The organism is Alcaligenes sp. YSL9, from assembly GCF_030515105.1.
GTDB classification, from domain to species: domain Bacteria; phylum Pseudomonadota; class Gammaproteobacteria; order Burkholderiales; family Burkholderiaceae_B; genus Alcaligenes; species Alcaligenes phenolicus.
Genome location: NZ_JALXJU010000003.1, coordinates 787,330 through 813,043, shown reverse-complemented (window position 1 = coordinate 813,043; position 25,714 = coordinate 787,330). Strand labels below are relative to the sequence as shown.

At 56.6% G+C, this 25,714-nt stretch carries 26 protein-coding genes; 14 read left to right on the top strand and 12 right to left on the bottom strand.

Annotation, left to right across the window (positions count from 1 at the left end):
• Window positions 1-46: 46 nt before the first annotated feature.
• Together ahpC and M2Q46_RS16280 are read right to left on the bottom strand one after the other, a co-directional pair.
• Window positions 47-610, bottom strand: a complete 564-nt coding sequence (gene ahpC, locus M2Q46_RS16285) for an alkyl hydroperoxide reductase subunit C (RefSeq protein ID WP_009454841.1) — start codon at window positions 608-610, stop codon at window positions 47-49.
• Window positions 611-801: 191 nt separating this feature from the next.
• The gene (locus M2Q46_RS16280) at window positions 802-2,238 is read right to left on the bottom strand and encodes a PLP-dependent aminotransferase family protein (protein WP_115634349.1); all 1,437 of its coding nucleotides are present in this window, start codon (window positions 2,236-2,238) and stop codon (window positions 802-804) included.
• A gap of 152 nt (window positions 2,239-2,390) precedes the next feature.
• Here M2Q46_RS16280 and M2Q46_RS16275 point away from each other — a divergent pair, with 152 nt between their 5' ends.
• The 4 genes from M2Q46_RS16275 (at window position 2,391) to M2Q46_RS16260 (ending at window position 6,428) form a co-directional block, all read left to right on the top strand.
• On the top strand, window positions 2,391-3,281 hold the full coding sequence (locus tag M2Q46_RS16275; protein WP_226349426.1) for a DMT family transporter: 891 nt from the start codon (window positions 2,391-2,393) through the stop codon (window positions 3,279-3,281).
• 187 nt (window positions 3,282-3,468) lie between these two features.
• On the top strand, window positions 3,469-4,206 hold the full coding sequence (locus M2Q46_RS16270) for a phosphoadenylyl-sulfate reductase (protein WP_153230905.1): 738 nt from the start codon (window positions 3,469-3,471) through the stop codon (window positions 4,204-4,206).
• Between the two features lie 9 nt (window positions 4,207-4,215).
• A complete protein-coding gene (gene cysD / locus M2Q46_RS16265) occupies window positions 4,216-5,127 on the top strand; it encodes a sulfate adenylyltransferase subunit CysD (RefSeq protein ID WP_009454833.1) in 912 nt (303 codons plus the stop codon).
• Window positions 5,127-6,428, top strand: a complete 1,302-nt coding sequence (locus tag M2Q46_RS16260; RefSeq protein WP_060186614.1) for a sulfate adenylyltransferase subunit 1 — start codon at window positions 5,127-5,129, stop codon at window positions 6,426-6,428. Before cysD ends, M2Q46_RS16260 begins: the two co-directional genes overlap by 1 nt.
• A gap of 15 nt (window positions 6,429-6,443) precedes the next feature.
• On the opposite strand, the gene M2Q46_RS16255 is transcribed toward M2Q46_RS16260, so the two are convergent.
• The 4 genes from M2Q46_RS16255 to M2Q46_RS16240 all read right to left on the bottom strand — a co-directional run bounded on the left by M2Q46_RS16255 (window position 6,444) and on the right by M2Q46_RS16240 (window position 10,325).
• Window positions 6,444-7,631: an acetate/propionate family kinase gene (locus tag M2Q46_RS16255; RefSeq protein ID WP_137431228.1), complete on the bottom strand. Its 1,188-nt coding sequence runs from the start codon at window positions 7,629-7,631 to the stop codon at window positions 6,444-6,446.
• Window positions 7,631-8,617: a phosphate acetyltransferase gene (locus tag M2Q46_RS16250; protein ID WP_009454816.1), complete on the bottom strand. Its 987-nt coding sequence runs from the start codon at window positions 8,615-8,617 to the stop codon at window positions 7,631-7,633. The genes M2Q46_RS16255 and M2Q46_RS16250 overlap by 1 nt, the downstream gene beginning before the upstream one ends.
• 261 nt (window positions 8,618-8,878) lie before the next feature.
• Complete coding sequence (locus M2Q46_RS16245) at window positions 8,879-9,346, bottom strand: nuclear transport factor 2 family protein (protein ID WP_060186612.1); 468 nt, start codon at window positions 9,344-9,346, stop codon at window positions 8,879-8,881.
• Window positions 9,347-9,407: 61 nt separating this feature from the next.
• Window positions 9,408-10,325 carry a LysR family transcriptional regulator gene (locus tag M2Q46_RS16240; RefSeq protein WP_239054597.1) on the bottom strand — a complete coding sequence of 306 codons (918 nt, stop codon included), beginning with the start codon at window positions 10,323-10,325 and terminating at the stop codon, window positions 9,408-9,410.
• A 97-nt stretch (window positions 10,326-10,422) separates the two neighbouring features.
• Here M2Q46_RS16240 and M2Q46_RS16235 point away from each other — a divergent pair, with 97 nt between their 5' ends.
• The 5 genes from M2Q46_RS16235 (at window position 10,423) to M2Q46_RS16215 (ending at window position 15,556) form a co-directional block, all read left to right on the top strand.
• Window positions 10,423-11,124, top strand: a complete 702-nt coding sequence (locus tag M2Q46_RS16235; protein WP_060186610.1) for a pirin family protein — start codon at window positions 10,423-10,425, stop codon at window positions 11,122-11,124.
• A gap of 515 nt (window positions 11,125-11,639) precedes the next feature.
• The gene (locus M2Q46_RS16230) at window positions 11,640-11,840 is read left to right on the top strand and encodes a hypothetical protein (protein ID WP_009454811.1); all 201 of its coding nucleotides are present in this window, start codon (window positions 11,640-11,642) and stop codon (window positions 11,838-11,840) included.
• A gap of 132 nt (window positions 11,841-11,972) precedes the next feature.
• Window positions 11,973-13,118, top strand: coding sequence for a diguanylate cyclase (locus tag M2Q46_RS16225; protein WP_302357634.1), 1,146 nt, complete (start codon window positions 11,973-11,975; stop codon window positions 13,116-13,118).
• A 122-nt stretch (window positions 13,119-13,240) separates the two neighbouring features.
• Entirely contained in the window at window positions 13,241-14,659 is a 1,419-nt protein-coding gene (iaaH, locus tag M2Q46_RS16220; RefSeq protein WP_302357633.1) for an indoleacetamide hydrolase, read from the top strand.
• Between the two features lie 339 nt (window positions 14,660-14,998).
• Window positions 14,999-15,556, top strand: a complete 558-nt coding sequence (locus M2Q46_RS16215) for a DUF1697 domain-containing protein (RefSeq protein WP_302357632.1) — start codon at window positions 14,999-15,001, stop codon at window positions 15,554-15,556.
• Here M2Q46_RS16215 and M2Q46_RS16210 read toward each other — a convergent pair.
• Complete coding sequence (locus tag M2Q46_RS16210; RefSeq protein ID WP_302357631.1) at window positions 15,548-16,414, bottom strand: aminoglycoside phosphotransferase family protein; 867 nt, start codon at window positions 16,412-16,414, stop codon at window positions 15,548-15,550. The two genes, M2Q46_RS16215 and M2Q46_RS16210, sit on opposite strands and share 9 nt — an antisense overlap.
• A 287-nt stretch (window positions 16,415-16,701) precedes the next feature.
• Between M2Q46_RS16210 and M2Q46_RS16205 the strand changes: the two genes are divergently transcribed.
• The 4 genes from M2Q46_RS16205 (at window position 16,702) to pyrF (ending at window position 20,041) form a co-directional block, all read left to right on the top strand.
• Entirely contained in the window at window positions 16,702-16,989 is a 288-nt protein-coding gene (locus tag M2Q46_RS16205; RefSeq protein WP_009454802.1) for a co-chaperone GroES, read from the top strand.
• Between the two features lie 34 nt (window positions 16,990-17,023).
• Window positions 17,024-18,670: a chaperonin GroEL gene (gene groL, locus M2Q46_RS16200; protein WP_026485468.1), complete on the top strand. Its 1,647-nt coding sequence runs from the start codon at window positions 17,024-17,026 to the stop codon at window positions 18,668-18,670.
• Window positions 18,671-18,824: 154 nt separating this feature from the next.
• The gene (locus tag M2Q46_RS16195) at window positions 18,825-19,208 is read left to right on the top strand and encodes a diacylglycerol kinase (protein ID WP_302357630.1); all 384 of its coding nucleotides are present in this window, start codon (window positions 18,825-18,827) and stop codon (window positions 19,206-19,208) included.
• A gap of 5 nt (window positions 19,209-19,213) precedes the next feature.
• Window positions 19,214-20,041, top strand: a complete 828-nt coding sequence (pyrF, locus tag M2Q46_RS16190; protein ID WP_026485466.1) for an orotidine-5'-phosphate decarboxylase — start codon at window positions 19,214-19,216, stop codon at window positions 20,039-20,041.
• Between the two features lie 449 nt (window positions 20,042-20,490).
• On the opposite strand, the gene M2Q46_RS16185 is transcribed toward pyrF, so the two are convergent.
• Together M2Q46_RS16185 and M2Q46_RS16180 are read right to left on the bottom strand one after the other, a co-directional pair.
• Window positions 20,491-21,759 (bottom strand): CaiB/BaiF CoA-transferase family protein, encoded by a 1,269-nt coding sequence (locus M2Q46_RS16185; protein ID WP_060186606.1) that lies wholly within the window; start codon window positions 21,757-21,759, stop codon window positions 20,491-20,493.
• 10 nt (window positions 21,760-21,769) lie between these two features.
• Window positions 21,770-22,756, bottom strand: a complete 987-nt coding sequence (locus M2Q46_RS16180; protein ID WP_115634356.1) for a tripartite tricarboxylate transporter substrate binding protein — start codon at window positions 22,754-22,756, stop codon at window positions 21,770-21,772.
• 149 nt (window positions 22,757-22,905) lie between these two features.
• Here M2Q46_RS16180 and M2Q46_RS16175 point away from each other — a divergent pair, with 149 nt between their 5' ends.
• On the top strand, window positions 22,906-23,706 hold the full coding sequence (locus tag M2Q46_RS16175) for an IclR family transcriptional regulator C-terminal domain-containing protein (RefSeq protein ID WP_081055440.1): 801 nt from the start codon (window positions 22,906-22,908) through the stop codon (window positions 23,704-23,706).
• Between the two features lie 4 nt (window positions 23,707-23,710).
• Here the strand turns inward: M2Q46_RS16175 and M2Q46_RS16170 are convergent, their stop codons facing one another.
• The 3 genes from M2Q46_RS16170 to thiL are packed head-to-tail and all read right to left on the bottom strand — an operon-like array spanning window position 23,711 to window position 25,707.
• Window positions 23,711-24,217, bottom strand: coding sequence for a CinA family protein (locus tag M2Q46_RS16170; RefSeq protein WP_009454788.1), 507 nt, complete (start codon window positions 24,215-24,217; stop codon window positions 23,711-23,713).
• Window positions 24,214-24,735 carry a phosphatidylglycerophosphatase A gene (locus M2Q46_RS16165; protein WP_009454786.1) on the bottom strand — a complete coding sequence of 174 codons (522 nt, stop codon included), beginning with the start codon at window positions 24,733-24,735 and terminating at the stop codon, window positions 24,214-24,216. Before M2Q46_RS16165 ends, M2Q46_RS16170 begins: the two co-directional genes overlap by 4 nt.
• Before the next feature lie 9 nt (window positions 24,736-24,744).
• Window positions 24,745-25,707, bottom strand: a complete 963-nt coding sequence (gene thiL, locus M2Q46_RS16160; protein ID WP_302357653.1) for a thiamine-phosphate kinase — start codon at window positions 25,705-25,707, stop codon at window positions 24,745-24,747.
• Window positions 25,708-25,714 lie beyond the last annotated feature (7 nt).

The following is a 25,714-nucleotide window of genomic DNA, read 5'->3' as shown; positions in this document are numbered from 1 at the left end:
CGGCGCAGCGCGCCGACCACCGCTAAAGACCCGTGTTTAAAAGGTCTTAGATCTTGCCAACCAGATCCAGGGAAGGAGTCAGCGTCTTGGCGCCTTCTTCCCATTTAGCTGGGCAAACTTCACCGGGGTGAGCGGCGATGTACTGAGCGGCTTTAACTTTGCGCAGCAGTTCGGAAGCCACACGGCCGATACCGTTGTCGTGGATTTCCAGGACCTTGATTTCGCCTTCTGGGTTCACCACGAACGTACCGCGCAGAGCGATACCTTCCTCTTCGATCAGCACGTCAAAGTTGCGCGACAGCTGATGAGTTGGGTCACCGATCATTGGGTAGTTAACTTTGCTGATGGCTTCCGAAGTGTCGTGCCATGCTTTGTGAGCAAAGTGAGTGTCGGTGGACACCGAGTAAATTTCTACGCCCATTTTCTGGAATTCGGCATAGTGGTCAGCCAGGTCTTCCAGTTCGGTTGGGCAAACAAACGTGAAGTCGGCTGGGTAGAAAACGAAAACAGCCCACTTACCGGCAACGGTTTCGTTGCTGACTTCGATAAATTTGCCGTTGTGAAAAGCTTGTGCTTTAAAAGGTTTGATGACGGTGTTGATCAAAGACATATTTGCTCCGGTGAGTGATTAATCATTGACAGTAAAGCCATTATAGGAAGCCACTGCCGATTAGTAAAATTGATTAATGCAATAACGTTCATTGCTATTAGCTATCGCGCGTCGCATAAAAACTTCTTTCTATGCGTCGCACAAACTTATGCTAACAGAGCTAGATGACAGTGCAACTATCAGCGTTCAAGCTATAAGGCTACTTCGCTGGGCACGGGGCTGGAGGACTGCTTGGCGTTGAACAAACAACGGGAAAAATCCTGCCAAAACTGCGCATCGTCGCCTAAAGAAACATTAATACGCATATATGTAGATGGTTGCTGTTGCGGGGAAAACAAGGCCCCCGGCACCAATAAATGCCCTGGTCGCCCCAAAGCGCGCACCAGACTTTCCGTATCCACACCCGTATCCACCCAGACAAACATGCCCGCCTGGGGTGGTGCGTCCGGCGCCAGGCCTACATGCGCCAATTGCTCCAGGGTTTTATGCCTGTCGGCGTTGGCGTGACGGCGCAACCGCTCCAGGTGTTTGCGATAGGGTCCATCTACCAGCACCCGGTGAATGACCCGCTCACCCAGCTCCGGTGACGTCAGCCCTGCCAGCATTTTCAGATTCACCAAAGACTGCAGTAGTTCGGGAGCTGCTGCCATATAGGCCACCCGCAAACCAGCTGCCATGACTTTGGAATAGCCCCCCACCAATGTCACCCGATTCAACTGATCCAATTGCGCTAGACGGCAGGCAGGATTGGCGTGCAGCTCGCTATAGGTATCGTCTTCAATAATGTGGAAGTCCCAGGTCTGGGCCAAAGTCAGAATGCTGTGCGCCACCGCCGGACTCAAGCTAAAGCCGGTGGGGTTATGCACCACGGTATTCAAAATGACCAGACGTGGACGATGCTCGCGCGCCAGTTGTTCCAGTACCGCCAGGTCCGGGCCATCTGCGCGGCGTGGCACACTCAGCACTCGCACATCCACCACCGCCAGGCGAGCAAACAAGAGATACCAGGCCGGATCTTCCACAATAACCGCATCACCAGGCCGTAGCCAATGGCGCAGAAGCAAATCCAGCGCCTGCGTAACACCACTGCACAATAAAAGCTGCGTATCAGGATCTGCCTGTATGCCGCTATCTTCCAGCTGTCCCGCAATGTGCTGACGCAAGGGCCTGTAGCCATGCGAATGCCCATAGCCCAGCAAGTTGGAGCCGGCGCTACGGCTGACCTGCCGCAAGGCCGCCAGAATCATCTCGTTATCCAGCCACTGACTGGGAATGCCCGCGCTGTCGCTATGCCCCATGAAACTGTTCAACATCCAGTTCACATCTATTTTGCGCGGCTCATTCTTTTCTACATGCAGGGATTCGGAACGCAGGCGTCGAGGGCTGCGCACCCGCACAAAGAAACCGGAACCGGGCCGGGACTCCACCAAGCCCAAGGCCATCAACTTGTCGTACGCGGCCACAACAGTATGCGTACTGACCCCGGCAGACTGCGCCAACCGGCGCACAGAGGGTAAGCGACTGCCGCCCCGATACCGCAAATGCAGGGCCTGCTGCACCCAGGCGACCAGTTGATCGCTAAGTGTCACGTCCGAACCGCGCACGGGCTGCCAATCCAACCATTCCATGATGCTGAGCTCCAAGCGAGAAAACCGACTGTAGCGGAAGTTTGACCAGTACAGCTTGACCGACTGATTGATGAACTGTATCGCAACTGTATTGTTTATTTATTTTAAGCTCAAAGCTGTGATAAACCTATTTCTTATCCGTGGTGATTTTCATGAGCCGCAGCACCAGTCTTCCCATGCCCAGTACCGCCCCAGCATTGCTGATCTATCTCTACGCTTTTATCGGGGTTACCGTCTTTGCCTTCACCTTGCCCATGACACGGCTGGCGGTGCAAAGCTTTGACCCTTGGCTGGTCGGAATGGCACGAGCCAGTATCGCGGGGGTGTTTGCGGCCATCATCTTGCTGGCGACCCGCAGCCGTCGCCCCACGGCGTCGGAATGGCGCGGCATCGCCCTGTCCTGTACGGGTGTAATCGTAGGCTGGCCCGTGTTTTCCTCGATTGCCATGCAGACCGTGCCTTCCTCGCACGGGGCCGTATTAAGCGGGCTGATTCCTTTGGCAACCGCCATTGTTGCCTCCGCCCGTAGCGGTGAACCCTTGAGCCGTCGCTTCTGGATGCTGAGCCTGCTGGGTGCCATCCTGGTGCTGCTCTACGCTTTTTATATTGGTGAGGGCGCCCTGCAAACCGGCGATATCTGGTTGGCTCTGGCGGTATTCATGTCTGGCGTAGGCTATGCCGAAGGGGGGCGTGTTGCCCGTACCCTGGGTGGCTGGCGCACCATCTGCTGGTGCCTGGCAGCCAGCTTGCCGCTGACCATTCCTGCCACCTTGTGGCTGACTTTTCCCATGACAGAAATGCCCTCTTCCCAATCTGTCATGGCTCTGCTCTACCTGGCCCTGTTCTCTTCCTTGCTGGGTTTCTTCCCCTGGTACAAGGCCATGGCCATGGGTGGTGTGGCCCGTATTGGTCAGGTACAACTGGCCCAACCCTTCCTGACCGTGCTGATCTCGGCGGTATGGTTAAGCGAGCAAGTGGACCTGCTGACCTGGCTGTCCTGCATCGTCATCATCGCCATTATTGCCGCCAGCCGACGCGCCTGAAAACACAATGACAAGGCGGCTAAATACAGCAAGGGCATATTCACCTAACTAATACTTCGTTCCCAGCGAGGGCTCGCGCAAGCACACTGGCTCATCACTTCATGAACCATGTAAAGGCGATAGCGCGGCCCACGTGACTCCGTTTTGAGCAGGGCCGGTACTGGTATTGCCGCAAGGACATCTGATCATGCCCGCCCAAGCCCCTGCCGCGCTTGCCCTGAGCGCCCGGCCACTGATGCTGTGGAAACAGCTGCGCGACGATCTGCAATACATCGCGCGCGAACACACGGATGCCGTTCTGGCCAGTTCTCTGGCTGCGGAAGACATGGTGCTGTTTCATGCCATGTCAATCTACACCCCCGAGTTGCAAACCGTCACCCTGGATACTGGTCGTCTGCACGAAGAGACCTTGCAGCTGGGGCGGGACATCCAGCAGCACTACGAACGCCCCATCCTGTTTTTTCACCCGGATCCGGACCGGGTGCAGGAACACGTCAGCACTCATGGCACACACGCTTTTTACGAAAGTGTGGAGCTGCGCAAAGAATGCTGCGCGATCCGTAAGGTAGAGCCACTGCGTCGTGCCTTGCAAGGCCGATCAGCCTGGATTACCGGTCAGCGCCGCGAACAAACAGCCAGCCGCACCGAACTGTCCAGCAAGGAATACGACAGCGTCTTTGGGCTGCAGAAATTCAATCCCTTGATCGAATGGACGCAGGACGATGTCTGGGCCGTGATCCGTGGCTTGAGCATCCCCTACAACCCGCTGCACGACCAGGGCTACCCCTCCATAGGTTGCGAGCCCTGTACGCGCGCCATTCGCCCCGGTGAGGACGTGCGCGCCGGGCGCTGGTGGTGGGAACAGCGCGACAGCCTGGAATGCGGCCTGCATGCCAGCAATCTGAATAGCAGTGTCAACACCTGAAGGAACCCCATGGGCGAACCACTCTCTACCCGTACTCATCTGGACTGGCTGGAAGCCGAGGCCATTTTTATTCTGCGTGAAATCGCGGCTGAAGCTGAAAAACCCGTGCTGCTGTTCTCCGGCGGCAAGGACTCCGCTGTGCTGCTGCAATTGGCCCAGAAAGCCTTTGCGCCCGGCCCGCTGCCGTTTCCCTTGATGCATGTGGACACCGGCCACAATTACCCGGAAGTGATCGAATTTCGGGATCGCCGCGCCGCCGAGCTGAACGCCGAACTGATTGTGCGCAGCGTGGAGGATTCCATCGCGCGCGGCACCGTGGTGCTGCGCAATGAAACCGCCAGCCGCAACGGGGCCCAAGCCGTCACCTTGCTGGAAGCGATTGCCGAGTTTGGCTTTGATGCCTGTTTCGGTGGCGCCCGCCGTGACGAGGAAAAAGCCCGCGCCAAAGAACGTATCGTGTCTTTTCGCGACGAATTCGGCCAATGGGACCCCAAAGCGCAACGCCCCGAGCTGTGGCACTTGTTCAATACCCGTATTCACAAGGGCGAGAACCTGCGCGTCTTCCCGATTTCCAACTGGACCGAGCTGGACGTGTGGCAATACATCCAGCGTGAGGCCATTGATCTGCCATCCATCTACTACACCCACTCGCGCGAAGTGGTGGAGCGTCAGGGGCTGATCGTACCCATCACGCCATTGACTCCGTTGCTGGATGGGGAAACCTCCGAATGGCGCGATGTGCGTTTCCGCACCGTAGGCGATATTTCCTGCACCTGCCCGGTGCTCTCTACTGCCGCGTCCGTGCAAGACATTATTGCTGAGACCGCCTTGGCCACCATTACCGAGCGTGGTGCGACCCGCATGGATGACCAGACGTCCGAAGCCTCCATGGAACACCGCAAGAAACAAGGATATTTCTAATGAACACAGTCAATGACGCCTGGCTGCAGGCTGCCGATCAAGGCGTGCTGCGTCTGATTACCGCTGGCTCCGTGGACGACGGAAAATCCACCTTGATTGGCCGCTTGCTGGTAGACAGCCAGGGCGTGTTTGCCGACCAGATTGCGGCCATCCAGCGCTCCAAATACAAGCGTGGAGAGGACGCCGAACCCGATCTGGCCCTGCTGACCGACGGCCTGGAAGCCGAGCGCGAACAAGGCATCACGATTGACGTGGCCTATCGCTACTTCGCGACCCCCAAACGCAAATTCATCGTGGCCGATACCCCCGGTCACGAGCAGTACACCCGCAACATGATTACGGGCGCCTCCACCGCCCAGGCCGCCATCATTCTGATTGATGCGCACCGCGCCAAGGACGGTGAACTGCTGACCCAGACCAAGCGCCACAGCACCGTTGCCAAGCTGCTGGGCCTGCGTCATATCGTGGTGGCGGTGAACAAGATGGACCTGGTCGATTGGGACCAAGCCGTGTTCGACCGCATCCATGAAGCCTATCGCCAACTGGCTACCCAGTTGGGGATTGAACACTTTCATATCATTCCGCTCTCGGCCCTGAAGGGCGAGAACATCACCCAGGCTTCGCCACATACGCCTTGGTATCAAGGTTTGCCACTGCTGCCTTTGCTGGAATCGCTGGATCTGCGCGAGAACATTCAGCGCCCTGCCCGTTTGTTTGTGCAATGGGTGGCGCGTCATGGCGGCAGCCGTGCTGATGGCTTCCGTGGCTACGCCGGTCAGCTCAGTGGCGGCCGCATCCAGGTGGGCGATAGCGTTCAGGTATGGCCTAGCGGAAAAACGGCGGTGATCACACAGCTGTTTCGCGCGGGCACAGAACAAACTTCTGTCAGCGACGGGGACGCCGTGACTGTAGTGCTAGATCGTGAACTGGACATTTCACGGGGCGATTTGCTGACACTGGCCCATGAAGAAGTAAGCACCAGCAAACACTTTGATGCGCAGCTGTGCTGGCTGGACGAGCAGGCCTTGAACACCACCCGCTCTTACTGGTTAAAACAAGGCACACGCCTGACCCAAGCCAAGGTGCAAGCCGTTCATGCCTTGCGCGATGTACATAGCCTGCAAGAGCAGCAAGCCACTGGCAGCTTATCCCTGAATGATATTGGTCGTGTCAGTCTGGTCAGCCGTGACCCGCTGGTGCTGGACGATTATCAGGATCACTCCAGCACGGGCTCCTTTATCTTGATCGACCCCAGCACGAACCAGACCGTGGCTGCCGGTCTGGTTCAAAAAACCGCCTAAAAACGTGTAGCGGGCCTACTGTTTGGCACGCACCAAGGCGAGGGACTGTTCAGCAATGATCAGTTCCTCGTTGGTTGGAATCACCAATACACGCACGGCACTGCTGTCGGTAGAAATCACGGTTTCCCCTGCCTGATTACGAGCCGGATCAATCTCCACCCCCATCCACTCCAGGTGCTTGGCGATGCCTGCCCGAATAGACGGGCTGTGCTCGCCAATCCCCGCCGTGAAGACCAAGGCGTCCAGCCCCTTCAAGGCAACGCACAAACCCGCCAGATTCTCTGCCGTGTGATAGCAGAAGTACTGCACCGCCAGCTTGGCACGAGGATCATCGGAAGCTTCCAGCGCACGCATATCCGCTTGATCGCCGGACAAGCCTTTCAGGCCGGATTGGGTGTAGAGCACGGACTGGATCTCGTCGTGCTCCATGCCCTGCTCCAGCATCCACAGCACGACACCGGCATCCAGACGCCCCGGACGAGTCCCCATAGGCAAGCCGTCCAGCGCCGTAAAGCCCATAGTGGTGTGAACGCTGCGGCCTTCTTTCAAGGCGCAAGCCGATGCTCCGGAACCCAGATGGGCAACGACGACGCGCCCGTCAGCCAGTTCGGGAATTTCGCGACGCAGGTGCTGGGAAATATAGTGATAGGACAGGCCGTGGAAACCGTAGCGGCGCACGCCCTGTTCAAAGAACCGACCAGGCAATGCAAAATGCTGCAAATGCGGGGCATGTCCTTGATGGAAGGCCGTATCCAGACACGCTACCTGGAAGATTTCCGGGTAGTGCTCGAAGATCACGCGAACAGGAGCCAGATTGTTCTGCTGATGCAGTGGTGCCAAGGGTGACAGGCTGTCCAGATACTCCAGCACCTGCGGGGTCAAGGGTACGCTGCTGTCGTAGCGGGCGCCCCCGTGCACAATACGGTGGCCAACGGCAATAGGCCGACCATCCACATGCTCCAGCAGCCAGCGCGCCACCAAAGCCTGCGCTGTATGCAGGTCCCTGGCCTGCTCGCCATCCAGATCCTGCTTGACCATGGATTGGCCCTGGGCATCTTTAACTTTGAAGGCTGGCTGGCTACTGCCAATGCCCGAAACCTGACCGCCAAACTCAAAATCCAGATGGTCACCCGGCTGGACCTTGTACATATGAAACTTCAGGCTGGAGCTGCCTGCGTTAATGACCAGAATCTGCTCGCTCATTAGTGCGCAGCCTCCACAGCAACTTTACGTTCCAGATAGCCCGCGTAAAGGCTGGCAACGGCGCAAGAGGCCATGCGGGTCTGGGCGCTATCGGCTCGGCTGGTCAGAATGATAGGCACACGAGCCCCCATCACGATACCGGCAGCCTGGGCGCCGGACAGGAAGGTCAGATTTTTGGCCAGCATATTGCCGGCCTCCAGATCAGGGGCCACCAGAATCTGCGCCTTGCCCGCAACGGGCGACACAATTCCTTTGATGCGCGCCGCCTCGGGGCTGATAGCGTTATCCAGCGCCAAGGGGCCGTCAAGCACACCGCCCGTAATCTGGCCGCGATCAGCCATCTTGCACAAGGCAGCCGCTTCCAGCGTGGTCGGGATTTTTTCGGTCACTTGCTCGACCGCAGACAGGATGGCGACCAACGGTTTGCCCAAGCCCAGCCCGTGGTGCAGATCAATGGCGTTTTGCACAATATCCGCCTTGGTGCTCAGATCGGGGAAAATATTGATGGCGCCGTCCGTCACAAACAAGGGCTCCGGATAGCTGGGCACATCCATGATGAAAACATGGCTCAAACGGCGACCAGTCCGCAAACCTTTGCCCTGGGTGCACAGCACGGCCTGAATCAGTTCATCCGTATGCAGGCTGCCTTTCATCAGCAACTGGGCACGGCCGGCCAGCACTTCCTCTACGGCTCGCTCTGCCGAGGCATGGCTGTGGGGGGTATCAATCAAGGTGACCCCTTCCAGGCTTAAACCATGCTCTGCCGCTACGGAATGCAAACGGGCCTGCGGGCCAACCAGCACGATCTCGAACAGGCCTTGGGCCCGTGCCTGCAAGGCGGCTCCAAGGGACACATCATCGCAGGGATGAGCCACCACACAAATTCGACTGTGCTCTTTGCGAGCTTGCTCGATCAATCGGGAATAATGACTGGAAGGCCCAGTGCGATCCACGGCGGCCGTATCCGGGCCAGCAGGGTGATTCATGATAGAAGACTCCTTGGAGATGAACGAAGGCTAACCCAACACTAAACCATTTATCCAAGCGTGTGTCTTTGATTGCGAACAGGGAAACTTCAATATTTCGCCCTTTATTCTTTCCAGACCATGAAGAATGAAGCATAAAGATTAAATATTAAAAAAAATCCGGTTTAGCCAAATGCAAACCGGATTTTTATTTCCGTGGTGGCTTATTCGTCCCGAACCACCGCAATCTGAGCGTATCCAGGATCAGCCACCCAGGTCTAATTAAAGGCCAAGATCACTCAAACCCGGATGCTCATCGGGGCGCCGCCCCAAGGGCCAACGGAACTTGCGTTCGGATTCTGTAATTGCCACATCATTAATGCTGGCATGGCGCACCGCCATATAGCCATGCTCGTCAAATTCCCAATTTTCATTTCCGTAACTGCGCCACCACTGACCGTATTCATCTTGCCATTCATAAGCAAAGCGCACGGCAATTCTATTTTCATGCCAGGCCCAGATTTCTTTAATCAAGCGGTATTCACGCTCTTTTTGCCATTTGCGTTCTAAAAAAGATTGAACCTGATCTCGCCCCTGCGGAAACTCGCTGCGATTGCGCCAGCGCGTATCCACGGTATATGCCTGCGAAACCTTGACCGGGTCACGACTATTCCAGGCATCCTCGGCGGCACGCACTTTCTGGCGGGCACTCTCCAGATCGAAAGGTGGCAAGGGAGGACGTGTATCCATAGTGATCTCCTAGAAAACAAGAGTGGACCAGACAGTCTAGCGGCAAAACGTAAGCAGTCTCTTACTGGCCGGTATCGGCCCAGGCGGCCTGTTCAAATCCCGCGACCAGAAAATCGATAAAAGCTTGCACACGAGCCGAGCGCGAGCGGCCCGGAGGCGTCAGCAGATGCAAGGTCAGGCTGGGCAAATCCCATTGCGGTAACACGATTTCCAACTGGCCTTGCTCGACCATATCGCCCAGCAGGAATTGAGGCAGCACGCTAAGCCCCAGGCCCTGAAGCAAGGGTGGGATCAGGGCCTGGGCATTGTTGACTTGCAAAGCGCAGGGCACGGTTTGGGAGTAATACTCCTGCCCTTGCTGAAAGCGCCAGACACTGCCGCGTCGCTCGTAGGCGTAGCGCAGGCTCATGTGCTGAGCCAGGTCGCTGGGGTGTGAGGGTCTGCCGTACTTGGCCAGGTAATTGGGGGCGGCAACCAGCCGCAGGCGCAAATTGCACAGACGGCGCACCAGAAGGCTGGAATCATCCATGGTCGAGATACGCAAGGCCATGTCGAAACCTTGTTCCACGATGTTGACCTGAGCGTCGTTAAAGTGCAGATCCAGCAGCACGGCCGGGTGCTTTTCCATGAAGGCGGGCAGCAAAGGGGCCAGATGCTCCAGCCCGAAGGACATGGGGGCAGCAATCTTGATACGTCCCTGCAGGCTTTCTTTCTGGTCGCGTGCCAGGGCTTCCGCGTTTTGTCCGGCAGCCAGAACGGCTTGGGCCTGTTCCAGGCTGGCCTGCCCGGTTTCTGTCAGGGACAGGCGTCGGGAGGTACGGTGGAACAGGGACACATGCAGCTGTTTTTCCAGCCGGGTGATTGCCTTGGAGACAGTAGGTTGTGACAGGCCCAGAACTTCGGCTGCCTGGGCAAAGGAGCCGGTTTCCGCCACAGTGGCAAAGATGGCCCAGGCTTGTAGATCCGGTAATGTTTTCATGTCGTTTTTGGAATGAATTCTATGCTATTGATTCTATTTTATTCAATCAGCAAGACGCCTAGAATTCTTTTTAGTATCCAATATTAAGGAGCGCATCATGATTGAACATCGGCCTTTTAATGAACTGGGCGGCGCCAACCACGGCTGGCTGGACGCCAAGCACCATTTTTCTTTTGCTAATTACTACGATCCCGCTCGCATGAGCTGGGGTGCCCTGCGTGTCTGGAATGACGACACGATTGCGTCCAACACCGGGTTTCCACCTCACGATCATGCCGATATGGAGATCATTACGTATGTGCGTGAAGGGGCGATCAGCCACCAGGACAGTTTGGGCAATAAGGGTCGTACTGAAGCCGGTGATGTGCAGGTGATGAGTGCCGGCACGGGTATTCGCCATGCGGAGTACAACCTGGAAAGCGGGACGACACGGATCTTCCAGATCTGGATTCAGCCAGAGCGTCGTGGTTTACCGCCAGCCTGGGGTGCCAAGCCTTTCCCCAAGGATGGGCGTTCGGGGCAGTTTGTCGCCCTGGCCAGTGGTTTTGAAGGTGACGCAGAGGCTTTGCCGATTCGTGCCCAGGCCCGTGTGCTGGGAGCGACCTTGAAGAAAGGTCAAAGCACGACTCTGTCTTTGCCTGCCGAGCATCTGGCTTATCTGGTGCCTGCCACAGGGCGGGTTTCGGTAAATGGTCTGGAGTTGAATGCCCGTGATGGGGCGGCGATTCGCAATGAAACGACGCTGGAAATTCAGGCGCTGGAGGATGCGGAGCTGGTGCTGGTTGAGACGGCGCAGTAATTGCGGACGAGCTGTTTTGAAGATGGGGGGGGCCGTTTGAGCGCTCCCCCCGCTTCTTTTTGCTGTTCTGGTGCTCTGAAAATAAACGCAGGTAAGAGAAGATATATGTCTTTTTAAGGTCATATGTCAGCTCGGAAATTAAACAACCCAATAGAACGCTTGGGTTGCCTTGCCGTTTGCTGGCGTAATGTTGTTTGTTCAGTACTCCACCTTGGCAGAAAGACGCCACTTGGAGCCCTGCCTGGGTGTCCGGGCTGAGCACTTGCCGGTGCTGCGCACCGGTGCCCTTGTCAGGAGATAGCTACGGGCGCACCCTGAACTCCCGGGGTGGTTCGTCCCCCGGACGAACCACAAGCGCCCCGGTCAAACAACAGGGCGCTTGCATCCCTACGCTATCTCCTGACCGCGACAAGTACTCTGAATCGCCCCGACACCCAGGCAGGGCTCCAAGTGGCTGGCATCATGAGCAATTTAAGGGCGAAACGTAACTGTGATGCCGCTCTATGAGCTAATTGATGATGGATTCAGGGGTATTTTTCGTGGCTCAATTTCCTGCCATGAAAAATACAGTTGGAGGTGGGCTGTCTCAACTGTCTGTTTTCGGTGTGGTTTTGAAAAGTATTCCTGATTTTTTGTTTAGCTTAGGTAAACAATCCTTCCCCTTGTCTGTCCTTCTCATTCTGCGCAGCCTTCCCTTAACGGAAACCGGCTCATAAAGCAGATCAAAACTTCTTCTTTTCTCTGATTAAACTGTTTGTTCTCAATCGATAAGCGTCTGCCCTGCAGCAATATCGTTACAATTGTTGTAACGCCAGTTTTCAACTCTTCTTAATGCACGCGAACACACCGTGTCCTCTCCCAACCAGTATTTCGTTCTGATCGTCCCTGCCTGCGCGGCATTGCTGGGCATCGCGATGATTTACTGCTGGAGCCGTCTACGCGATCACCGTTACCTGCTCTGGATTGCCTCGGGATATATCTCCACGGCTATTCCTATGGGGATCCATAGCCTGATGCCCAATGAGCAACTCGCCCGCTGGACTCTGCCCTTGTCGGCTATGTATTTATATGGTGTCTGGGCTTTGTCTCATGGGGTCGCTTTACGTTTTGGCGGACGTGCTCATCCCAGATTGGCTGGAATAATCGTCCTCGTCACGCTGGGGCTGCTTTTTTATTTTTCCCAGATTGATGATGATCTCTGGCTGCGTTTACAAATTCTGAACTGGGGCCTGGCCTTGTTGGTTGCTTTGCCCATCAAGTCGATCTTGTCCGGCAGGTCACGCACGATTCCTTTGGCAACGCTGTTGCGGGCCTCTTACCTGACAGCCTTGCTTTATGCCTTTGTTCGTGTATTTGCGCTGGCCACACTGATCCCTCGCGAGATGCAGCCAGAGCTGACCCGCTCCGGGTTTTGGCTCTTGATGCTGGCGACCAATATGTTCATCAGCATTTGGGTCGCGCTGGCTATTTTGACCAGTACGGCCATGTCGATTGTGCAGACGCTGGATCATGAGCGCAGCCGGGACCCTTTGACCCGTTTGTTGAACCGTCGTGCTTTTTTCGAGCAGGTCAAAAAACGGCTGGAGCTGTATGGACATAGCGGCTGGGCGGTCATGACCTGCGATCTGGACCACTTCAAGATGGTCAATGACACCTGGGGCCATGTGGCGGGCGATCGGGCCTTGAAGGAGTTCGGGGCCTTACTGGCTCGCACGGTTCGCCAGGACGATTTGGCAGCCCGCTTTGGGGGCGAGGAGTTTGTCTTGCTGATACGCAGCACCAGCTTGCATACCGCCGTGCTGGTTGCCGAGCGTTTGCGCAGCAGTGTGATGAATCTGCATATCCCCGCCACGGCGCATACGCTGACGGCCAGTTTCGGTGTGGTTCAGCTAAACAGCAATGGCGACATCAACCAGGCCATTGAGCAAGCTGACCGGCTTTTGTACGAAGCAAAGCATGCTGGCCGCAACAAGGTCGTTTGGAAGGCGTCCTGAGTTATTCCTCCTGCTTGCTGATACCCTTACAGTCTCTTTTTTCAAGACAGCCCCGTTAGAGGCTGATTGATAGGACTATCACAGCAAAAGCCGGGGGCGTTCACGCCTCCCCAGGAGACCCCATGTCACTTACCGAACTTAGCGCCAGCGAACTACTGGCAGGTCTGGAAAAAAGCCAGTTCAGCGCCCGTGAGATTGCCGACGAGCTGCTCAAACAATCACAAGAATTGGCCCATTTGGGCGGTCTGGCACATTTGAATTCAGAGCTGTTTTACCAGCAAGCCGATCAGTCTGACGCACGCCGCGCCCGTGGCGAAGCCTTGGCGCTGGACGGTGTGCCTTTGGTGATGAAAGACAACCTGAACACCACGGACATGCCCACCACGTCCAGCACCGGCGCCCTGCAAGGTCGCGTGCCCCTGAAAGATGCAGATGTAGTCGCACAATTGCGCAAGGCCGGTGCCGTGCTGCCCGCCAAGTCCGTGATGCACGAACTGGCTTTTGGGATTACGACCAATAACGCTACTACGGGCCCCAGTCGCAACCCTTATGATCCAAGTCGTATTCCCGGCGGCTCTTCCGGTGGCACTGCAACGGTTGTGGCAGCTCGTCAGTTTCCAGCTGGCCTGGGCACGGATACGGGCGCTTCGGTGCGTTTACCTGCCGCGCTTTGCGGCCTGTACGGTTTCCGTCCTACAGTGGGCCGTTATTCGGGCCAGGGCATTGTGCCTTTGTCCCCTACCCGCGATACAGCAGGCCCCATGACTCGCAGTCTGGCTGACATCAGCTTGCTGGACAGCCTGCTCTGCCAGAAGGCCCCTACTGTGATTGCCACTCCTTCCTTGAAGGAACTACGTCTGGGCGTACCCCGTGACAGCTTCTGGAAGGATATGGATGCCGGTGTGGCCAACGTGACCCTGGCGTTTCTGGATGATTTGCAAAAAGCCGGTGTCACGCTGGTCGATGTAGACCTGTCTCCGGTTCTGAAGATCAATGCCCGCGTCGGCATGCCGATTGTGCTGTATGAAACCTTGCAGAACCTGCCTTTGTACCTGGCCGAAAACAAGTACGACATTAGCTTGGACGAGTTGATTGCTGGCATTCACAGCCCCGATGTGAAAGAGATTTTCGACGCCATTACGGGCGACTACACCATCAGCCAGGAAGCCTACGAAGAAGCGCTGAATGTAGACCGCCCCCTGATGCAACAGGCCTATGCAGACCTGCTGCGCCAGTCCAATGTCAGTGGCTTGATCTTCCCGACCAGCCCGCTGACCGCCTGCCCGATTGGCGATGATGAAACCACCATGATGAACGGCAAGGCAGTACCTACCTTCAACACTTACATCTCGCGTACCGACCTGGGTTCGAACCTGGGCGCACCGGGCATCTCACTGCCTATCGGTCTGTCGGGTGGTCTGCCAGTAGGGATGTTGATTGAGGCCGATATCGGTGCAGATGATCAGTTGCTGGCTCTGTGTCGTGCGATTGATCCTTTGCTGCCAACGACACCGGCACCGGGTTTGGGCAAACGGGCTTAAATGACGTAAAGACGGATTAAGCAATCTGCAGGCTACTGCACCAGGCTGAATAACTCGCCACATCCAAATGCCATCAGCCCAACAAGAAACAGGCCGAATTCCTAGGGAAATCGGCCTGTTTTTTTGATGAGGCTCCTCACGAAAGCGTCATGCGCCCGGGTCCGTATTACCGCCAAACCGCCGACGCCACATCTGCACCAACCAGCCGTGATGCTCACACAGTGCAGACTGACGAGCCTTGAAAACTAAACTCACTACTGTTTTTTAACACAGCATAAAATGGCGCACTGAAACTCCCGCCTGCACGGCAACACCCCAACTTCACGGCCAGCACACACCATGAATACACAGATTCTTTTATTGCGCGGCCTCATGCCCACCGGCAAGAACAAGGTATTGATGGCACCACTACGCGCAGCCCTGGAAGCAGCGGGTCTGAAAGAGGTCCGGACTTATATACAAAGCGGCAATGTGATTGTGTCCACAGAGCTGGAACAGCCGGAGTTGGAGCAACTGGTTCACCACACTATCAAGAACAAGCTGGGCGGAGATATTCAGGTCATTGCCCGAACACCGGCTTATTTCATGCGGGTGATGGCGAACAATCCTTTCAAGGACGAAAGCCCCAGCCAGCTACATTTCACCCTGCTGCGCTCCCCAGCAGATAGCGTCTTGCTGCATGCCTTCCACGCCCTGGAGCACGCACCGGATCAGGTCCGCGTCATTGATGACATCGCCTATATTGTGTGCGCGACCCGGTATCGAGACCTGAAAGCCAACAATAATTTCATCGAGAGAAAGCTCAAGGTCGTTGCGACGACACGCAACTTCAACACCATGAGCAAGCTGATCGCCTTGAGTACGGGTAATGAAATAGTGATGAACCCCTCAAGCTAGGGCCCGTCGAGCCAGCGCCGCAACGGCCAACTCTTTATTGGCCTCGGTGCGCAATCCATCCTCCAGAAACCAGGCAGCTGACAAGGCCGCATGCGCCATGACCCATCTGAGCAAGCGTTGACGCTCCAGCCCTGCAACCTCGATGACTACCGACAACTGCCGTGCAAAGCGCGCTGGATCGGTGCTCGTTTTAAGATCAGGGTTGCACAGCACATTTACATAGTCGTAATAGCGCTCACCAGTGACGCGCTTGGGATCTATTGCCAGCCATCCACGCTGATCGAAATCAAGAATGTTGCTATGGTGCGCATCCCCGTGCAGAACGACCTGATCACGCTGATCTCGCAGCAGTTCATTGGCCACTAGTGCGCATTCAGCCATCAGACCGCCCTCTTGCTGCGCCATCGGTGCCAGCGATTCAAAAAAATCGCTCAGGGGGCGCAAATTGTCAGGTGGGGCCGAAGGTCGGTTTGAATGCAATTGCTCAAGGGCACGGCAGATACAGGTCGTCGCTGCATCATCTTCCCCTTCTAAAGCCATGCGCAATAAGTCCCTGGAGCCCGTTGCACGCTCCATCAGCAACGCTCCAGAGTCTGGGTCCAGCGCATATACATGCGCCGCGCCATCGCCAGCCCACCATTGCAGCACTTGGCCGCCGATGCGCTCATCAAGATCTCGTGTGATTTTGATCATCGCCGGCTGCCCCTCCAACTTCCCGGACAGCCGCACGGGCATCAGATCGCTGGTCGCCGTGCTGAAAGGCTTGCCAGCGGCCTGCGCCCCCCAGCGTTGGAGAAAGACATTGAATAGGTTGAAGTTGGACATTGCGCTGGTTTTCGTGGAAATCTCTTTAGGCAAAAGAAAGCCTGGCGTTCGATCATGCCCGACCGCTCATGATCGAAAGCGCCCAGCTTAACTGAGCTTGCCTTATTAATGTGAGTCCAAGTCCAGACACGCACCAGAACCCGGCGTTTCCCTCCCCCCTACTTCACGCCCCAGGACAAATATGTAACAGCCTGACCCTGGTGCTCTTGAAATTAGAAAAGTCGTCCCTATAATTAGCACTCGAAGGGGTTGAGTGCTAAAACGCCTCGCCCCCACAATCGGACCAACAACTAAAGTCATCTTTAAACAGGAGTTTCTCCATGGCACTGCGTCCTTTGAACGATCGTGTGATCGTCAAGCGTCTGGACAACGAACGCACCACCGCTTCCGGTATCGTTATCCCCGAGAGCGCGACTGAAAAGCCCGATCAAGGCGAAATCCTGGCCGTTGGCCCCGGTAAGAAAACCGAGGACGGCAAGGTTCTGGCGCTGGATCTGAAGGTCGGCGACAAAGTTCTGTTTGGCAAATACTCCGGCCAGGCCGTCAAGATCGACGGCGAAGAGCTGCTGGTGATCCGCGAAGAAGAAATCTTCGCCGTGATCGAATAAGTACCGCCAACGAAAATTCAATAGGATTCAAACCATGACCGCAAAACAAGTTTACTTCGGCGACGACGCACGTACCCGCATCGTGCGCGGCGTCAACGTTCTGGCCAACGCTGTTAAGACCACCATGGGCCCCAAAGGCCGTAACGTTGTTCTGGACCGCTCTTTCGGCGCTCCTACCGTTACTAAAGACGGTGTGTCCGTTGCCAAAGAAATCGAACTGAAAGACAAGTTCGAGAACATCGGTGCTCAACTGGTTAAAGAAGTTGCTTCCAAAACTTCCGACAACGCCGGTGACGGTACCACTACCGCTACTGTGCTGGCCCAAGCCATCGTTGAAGAAGGCCTGAAGTTTGTTGCCGCTGGCATCAACCCAATGGACCTGAAGCGCGGTATCGACAAGGCCGTTGGCGTTGTGGTTGACGAACTGCGTCAACTGTCCCGTCCTTGCACCACCAGCAAAGAAATTGCTCAGGTCGGTTCCATTTCCGCCAACAGCGACCACTCCATTGGTGAGATCATCGCCAATGCCATGGACAAAGTGGGCAAAGAAGGCGTGATTACCGTTGAAGACGGCAAATCCCTGGAAAACGAACTGGACGTGGTCGAAGGTATGCAGTTTGACCGCGGCTACCTGTCCCCTTACTTCATCAACAACGCTGACAAGCAAGTTGCTGTTCTGGACGATCCGTTTGTTCTGATTTTCGACAAGAAAATCTCCAACATCCGTGACCTGCTGCCCGTACTGGAGCAAGTTGCCAAGACCAGCCGTCCTTTGCTGATCGTTGCTGAAGACGTGGAAGGCGAAGCCCTGGCTACTCTGGTTGTGAACAACATCCGTGGCATTCTGAAGACTACCGCCGTTAAAGCTCCTGGCTTTGGCGATCGTCGCAAAGCCATGCTGGAAGACATCGCTATCCTGACTGGCGGTACCGTGATCTCCGAAGAAACCGGTATGTCCCTGGAAAAAGCGACTCTGGACGACCTGGGTCAGGCCAAGCGCATTGAAGTGGCCAAAGAAAACACCACGATCATCGACGGCGCTGGCAACGGCACCGACATCGAAGCTCGCGTGAAACAAATCCGCGTTCAGATCGACGAGTCCACTTCCGACTACGACCGTGAAAAACTGCAAGAGCGCGTGGCCAAGCTGGCTGGCGGTGTTGCCGTGATTCGCGTTGGTGCTGCCACCGAAGTCGAAATGAAAGAGAAGAAAGCCCGCGTTGAAGACGCCCTGCACGCTACTCGCGCAGCCGTCGAAGAAGGTATCGTTCCTGGCGGTGGCGTTGCTCTGATTCGTGCCCGCGCAGCTGTTGCCCAACTGAAAGGCGACAACACCGACCAAGACGCCGGTATCAAGCTGATCCTGCGTGCTATCGAAGCTCCTTTGCGCACCATCGTTTCCAACGCCGGCGAAGAAGCCAGCGTGGTTGTTAACCAAGTGGCCAGCGGCACCGGCACCTATGGTTACAACGCTGCTACTGGCGAATACGGTGACCTGGTCGAGCAAGGCGTTCTGGACCCAACCAAGGTGACTCGCACTGCCCTGCAAAACGCAGCTTCGATCGCCAGCCTGTTGCTGACCACCGAAGTGGCCGTGACCGAAATCGTGGAAGACAAACCTGCTCCAGCCATGCCTGACATGGGTGGCATGGGCGGCATGGGTGGTATGGGCGGCTTCTAAGCCACTTATCAGCACCCCGATCCGGGCGGAAATTGATCACTTCTGCCCTGATCGCCACGCTTTTAGTACAAAAACCGGATGGATTTTTCCATCCGGTTTTTTTTCGCCCAAGCAAACCCCTATAATCAGGGCACTTCAATCTGCAGCGTCCTTCATGTCAGACTCTCCATTCAAAAGCAAAGGCGGTGTTGGTCGCCTGTTCAATGCCCTGCGCTACTCCAGCCAGGGCCTGGCCGCTGCTCTGCGCCATGAGGCTGCCTTTCGCCAGGAACTGGCGCTGGCTATCATCCTGACGCCACTGGCATTCTGGCTGGGGCAAACCCCGGCGGAGATTCTGGTCCTGCTGGGCACACTGGTTTTTGTGCTGGTGGTGGAGCTGCTGAACTCGGCCCTGGAGGCCCTGGCCGACACGATTACCCTGGAGCACCACCCCTTGATCGGGCGGGCCAAGGATCTGGCCAGTGCTGCCGTGCTGCTGTCCCTTATTTTTGCTGGTGCCGTCTGGCTCAGCTTTTTGTATAGCCGTTTACTTTCCTGATTCCCATGACATTCATAGAAAAACTGAACCGTGCCTGGACGGACAACCAATCCATGCTGATGGTGGGTCTGGACCCAGACCCTGCCCGCCTGCCTTTGGAGCTGGCCAGCAAACCCGGCGCGATTTATGAGTTCTGCAAAGCGATTGTGGACGTCACCGCCGACTACACCTGTGGCATCAAGCCACAGATTGCCTACTTTGCCGCTCAGGGTGCCGAGGATCAGTTGCAAGACCTGTGCGACTACATTCGCAGCCGCTACCCTCACCTGCCCATCGTTCTGGATGCCAAGCGTGGGGACGTGGGTTCGACAGCCGAGCAGTACGCACGCGAAGCCTTTGAGCGCTACCGCGCAGACGCCGTCACCGTCAGCCCCTACATGGGCTTTGACTCGGTAGAGCCGTACCTGGAGCACAAGGACAAGGGCGTGATCGTGCTGTGCCGCACCTCCAACCCTGGTGGCTCGGACCTGCAATTCATGGAAATGGCCGACGGTACGCCGCTGTACCTACACGTAGCCAGCCTGGTGGCAGAGAAATGGAATACAAACGGCCAATGTGCTTTGGTGGTGGGCGCAACCTTCCCCGAGGAAATTGGCAAGGTACGTGCCCGTATTGGCGATATGCCTTTGCTGGTGCCCGGCATTGGCGCACAAGGTGGCGATGTGGTCGCCACCGTTGCTGCTGGTATGGACTCGCAAGGTAACGGCATGATGATCAACTCTTCGCGTGCCATTCTGTACGCCAGCCGAGGCGATGACTGGCGTGATGCGGCACAAGCTGCAGCGATTGCTACGCGCAATGCGATTAATGATGCGCGCAACAAGCAGCGCTAATTGACTGCCCTTCCCCGGTTTGAAAACAGACCGGGGATACAGAGTCCAAGCTTGTAGCGACAGCGACAGCGACAGCGACAGCGACAGCGACAGCGACAGCGACAGCGACAGCGACAGCGACAGCGACAGCGACAGCAATTAGTGTAGATACAAGAAAGCCCCACTCACTTGGATTCAATCCAAAGTGAGTGGGGCTTTTTATTTATTAAGCTATGACCGATAGGACCCGCTCAGGCTCAGTTGAGCCTTAAGCGTAAGAAGCAGCTTCCCCCCTACTGAGTCACGAGGCCTAGGCCAGGGTCTGACCGGTATTTCAGGTAGCAGGGGCGGTGTCAATCAGACACTACTTCTGCCACAAGTCCAAACGCTAAACTAGGCCTGCGCCTCTACTCTGACACTGGTTCAAATTCTGGTTTGGCTTTGGCTTTGGCTTTGGCTTTTAACCCTAGTCAAGCCTGGTTCCGGTTACGCCACTGCTTCAGCTCCGGGTTATCCGCTCCCAGCAAACTCTCCAGCGCCTGCTCGGTATGCTCACCCAACTGCGGCGGAGCCATGCGGTAGGACACCGGACTGTCAGAGAAGCGCATGGGGCTGGCCGTCATGCTGACCTTGCCGGCCTGGCTGTGGTCCAGCTCGATACGCATATTCCGGGCCTGAACCTGCGGGTGCGAGAACACGCCGTGCAGATCATTGATAGGTCCAGCTGGCACACCGATCTTGTCCAGTGCTTCCAGCCAGTAAGCGCTAGGATGCTGTTGCATCGCGGCGCTCAGAATCTGCTCCAGCTCATCCCGGTGCTTGACCCGCTGACTGTTAATGTTGAAACGCGAATCCTCAACAATTTCCGGGTGCCCAATTGCTTCGCAATAAGCCGCGAACTGACGGTTATTGCCGATAGCCACAATGATGTGGCCATCTGCCGTCGGGAACACCTGATAGGGCACCAGATTCTGATGTGCATTACCGGCCCGCTTCGGTGCCTGCCCACTGACCAGATAGTTCATGTTCTGATTCGCCAGCATGGCTACCTGACAGTCCAGCAAGGCAATGTCAATATGCTGCCCCAAACCACTGCGTGAGCGTTCAAACAAGGCGGCCAGAATGCTGCTGGTGGCATACATGCCCGTCATCAAGTCCGCGACGGCAACCCCCGCTTTCTGAGGACCACCGCCGGGCTTGTCATCACGTTCGCCCGTCAGGCTCATCATGCCGCCCATGGCCTGGATCATGAAGTCATAACCCGGACGCTCGGCATAAGGGCCTGTCTGACCAAAGCCGGTAATCGAGCAATAAATCAGGCGAGGGTTGATCTCTTTCAAGCTGGCGTAGTCCAGGCCATATTTAGCCAGACCACCCACCTTGAAGTTCTCCACCAGAATGTCGCATTCCCGTGCCATGGCACGCACCACATCCGCCCCTTCCTGGCTGGCAATATCCAGGCTGATCGACTGCTTGTTACGGTTGGCCGACAAGTAATAGGCCGCTTCAGCCGTATCTTCCTTTTCAGGTGTCTGCAAAAAGGGCGGGCCCCAGGCGCGGGTATCATCGCCGGTTTCGGGTCGCTCTATCTTGTAGACATTGGCCCCCAGGTCGGCCAGGTTCTGTGTGCACCATGGGCCAGCCAGAATGCGTGTCAGATCCAGAACCCGGATACCATCCAAAGGGGCAGGACGCGTCGCCTGCGAGGCGTGCTGATCGCTCACGTTACAGTGCTCCATTCAAAAACAATTAGTCCAGCGTGATATTGGCTTGCTTGATCAGGCTGCCCAATTTCTCGTCTTCCTGACGCAGGAACTCGGCGTACTCGGCAGGGGTGGAGGAAATAATATCCACGCCCTGACGACGGAAGGTTTCAACAAACTCGCTGTTCTCGCTGACGGTTTTCATGGCCTGGCTCAGGCGATCAATAATTTCAGTAGGCGTGCCGCTGCTGACGTGGAAACCAAACCAGGCTGTCACGTTATAGCCCTGATCCAGGCCCAGCTCTGCAAAGGTTGGAACCTCTGGCAACAAGGAGGAACGCTCCGGACCGGACACAGCCAGGGGACGTACAGTATTGGCGTTGATGTGCGTAATTGCGGTGCCCATGCTGTCGAACATGAAGGAGATGTGGCCACCCAGCAGATCAGTCATGGCAGGTGCGCTGCCACGGTAAGGAGCGTGGATGACGTCGATATTGGCCATCGTGGTAAAGGCGGCGGCCGACAGGTGCGAGGACGAGCCATTACCAAAGGAAGCGTAAGTCAGATCGTCGGGCTTGGCGCGAGCATGATTGATCAGCTCCTCGCCCGTATTGAACGGGCTTTGCTTGGCGTTCACCACCAGCACGTTCTGTCCTTCCGCCACCAGAGAAACAGCGGCCAGATCCTGCGCCGGATCGTAAGGCAGTTTCTTGTAGAGATGGTTGTTCACCACGGCCTGACCAACCGCAGCCAGCAAGACGGTATAGCCATCGGGAGCAGACTTCGCGACGAAGTCCGTAGCGATAATGCCGCTGGCGCCGGGCTTGTTTTCCACAATGATGATCTGGCCCAGATCCTTGGACAGTTGCTGCGCGACACCTCGGGCAATCACGTCAGTCACACCGCCCGGCGTAAAGGGCACAACCAGACGGATAGGCTTGTCCGGATACGCGGCTTGCGCGCCCAAGGAACAAAACAACAAACCCATTCCGGCCAGCAGAGGAGCCACTTTACGGGCTAGAATTTTTTTCATGAATCACTCCAAACTTATTTTGTCCGATAATCGAACTTGATTATTAAATTGCTAAGTCTTGTTTTTTTTACAATTTATCATCGATAATTCTTGTTAATCCCATCGAGTTCGTTAATCGAACAAAACTAGATCCTGCCACTTACTGAGCAATGACGACGAATAAAGAGACAAGCCCTACCGCCAGCAGCTACAAAGGCGATCCGGACTACATGCAATCGCTAGCCCGTGGTTTGCAGGTGATTACGGCTTTTTCAGATAGAAGACGGCCATTGCGGGCCGCAGAAATTGCCTTGAAAACGGGTCTGGCACGGGCGGTGGTGCAGCGCTGCCTCTACACGCTGCAAGCCCTGGGCTATGCAGAGCAGGAAGGTCCGTTCTGGAAACTGCGTCCGGCGATTTTGCAGCTGGGCCATGCCTACTTTTCTTCGACCTCCATCGTCAGTCTGGCCCAGCCCATACTGGACGACCTGAGTGACCGCGTCGGTGAAACCTGTGCACTGGCCTTGCTGGATGGAGACGAAATTCTGTATCTGGCACGCGCCCAACGACAGCGTGTACTGACTGTGTCTTTAGGCTTGGGTAGCCGCCTGCCTGCTCACTGCACCTCTATCGGGCGAATGATGCTGTCGCAGTTGCCGCAAAGCAGGCTGGATGCCTACCTGGAGCTGGCTCCCTTCAAGATCATGACGCAATACACCGCCCATACTCGCGAGGCTTTGCTGCGCGAATTGAAGCAGGTGCAGGAAAAGGATTATTCCTTGATCAAGGAAGAACTGGAACTGGGTCTAACGGCCATTGGCGTACCCGTGCGCAGTGCCAGCGGGCGCGTTGTGGCCGGGATGAGCATCAGCATCAAGGACTGGCAGGATACGGAAGAAAAGCTGATCCAGCGCTGCCTGCCCGAACTACGTTCGAGCGCCAGGCAGCTGGGTTTGATGTTACCGGCCTGAGCAATCAGGCGGGATTGAGCATGGTCAACGCACTGGCCAAGGCGTATTCCACGGCCTGCTGACGGATTTGGGCCCGGTCTCCATCAAAGATACGAGCAGAGGCGCGGGTCACAATGCCATCACCCCGGCGCTGTGCAAAACCGAAGCACACCAGGCCAACCGGCTTGCCCGCCGTGGCTCCATCCGGACCTGCAATGCCGGTCGTGGAAATAGCCAGTTCCGCGTCTGCGGTAGCTTGCAGCGCACCCGCCGCCATTTCCATGGCGGTTTCTTCACTGACCGCACCGAAACGATCCAGGGTGTCCTGGTTCACGCCCAGTTCCTGAACCTTGGCCTTATTGCTGTAAGTGACCAGACCGCGCTCGAACCAGGCACTGGAGCCGGGCAGGTCCGTCAGGGCAGCAGCCAGCAGGCCACCCGTACATGACTCGGCGCAGGCCACCATCCAGCCGCGATCTTTAAGGGCTCGCCCCAGGGCCAGGGCGGCATTGCCGTGCTCGTAATCGCTCATGAGAAAACTCCAAAACGTACCAAGACAGCCATCAGCAACAAGGTATAGCCTGCCGCCAGGAGATCGTCCCACATAACGCCAAAACCATTATGCAGACGACGATCAAAATAGCGGATTGGCGGTGGTTTGAGAATATCAAAGAAACGAAATAAAACGAATGCGATGCCCTGTGCGAGCCAGGTCTGCGGAATCAGCCACAGCACCAGCCAGAAGGCGACCATCTCATCCCAATTCATGCCGCTGTGATCAGACACGCCCAGGTCGTAGCCCGTGCGGTGGCAAGCCCAGCAGCCAATGAAAAAGGTAAGTGGCAAGAAAATGGCCATTTGCGTGTCGGTCAGCACATGCAGACCCAAGACCCACAAGACCCAGGCCAGCACCGTGCCCCAGGTACCCGGCCCCGGACGCAATACGCCGGTACCGCCGCCAAAGGCAATCAGGCGCCAAGGCTTTTTCACCACCCAATCCAGGGTAGGACGTTGAATGGGATTCAAGGAAGGATCAGGAAATGTGCTCATGACACAGACTCAGCCACCAAAATGATCGAAACCGCCCTGGGCAGGGGCAGGATGCAGACCCTGTTGATCACGCACGTACACCCCGCTACCAGCGTGCATGGAGCCAATACGGCTAAGCTGCACGCCTTCGCGCTGGGCCAGCGCCATGATGGACTCCCGTTGTTGGGGAGCCCCCGTAAAACACAATTGAAAAACGTCACCACCAACCAGAACCGCTTCGCGTTGCAGCTCGGCAGGCAAACCCCTCAAGGAAAGATCCAGCGGCAAGGCGTCCCAATCCAGATGGGCGGCACATTGGCTGGCTTTGGCGATATGGCCCAGGTCTTGAACCAGGCCATCAGACACATCAATGGCAGCATGAGCCAAACCTGCCAGGGCATGACCCAGGCGGTAAGGCGGCCAGGGCTGTTCCAAGGCTGGGCGGCTGGCAGCCAGACGATCCGGGTCCGCAGCCAGTCGCCCCTGCAGGAGGCGCAAGGCAATGTCTGCCGCCCCCAACGTCCCCGTCAACCAGATGTCGTCACCAGCTTGAGCCGCACTGCGTTGCAAGGCCTGTCCCACCGGGACTTCACCCAGCACCGTAATGCTGATGACCACCCCTTGCTTGCTGCGCGTGGTATCGCCACCGATCAAGGGGCATTGCGCCTGATCGGCCAGTTCAAACAAACCTTTGGAGAATGCGGCCAGCCACTCGGGCCGGACTGCGGGCATGGACAAAGCCAGAAGGCAGGCTCGTGGCTTGGCCCCCATGGCGCCCAGGTCCGACAGGTTCACGGCCAGCGCCTTGTGCCCCAAGAGAAAGGGGTCCACATCGGGAAAGAAATGTTGCCCTTCGATCAATAGATCCACGCTGCTGGCCAGTTGCCAGCCGGGGGTTGGAGTAAAAAGGGCGCAGTCGTCGCCCACTCCCAAATAGCCTTCGGGAGCGGGACGATTGAAATACTGCTGGATAAGACCGAACTCGTTCAGCACGGCACGC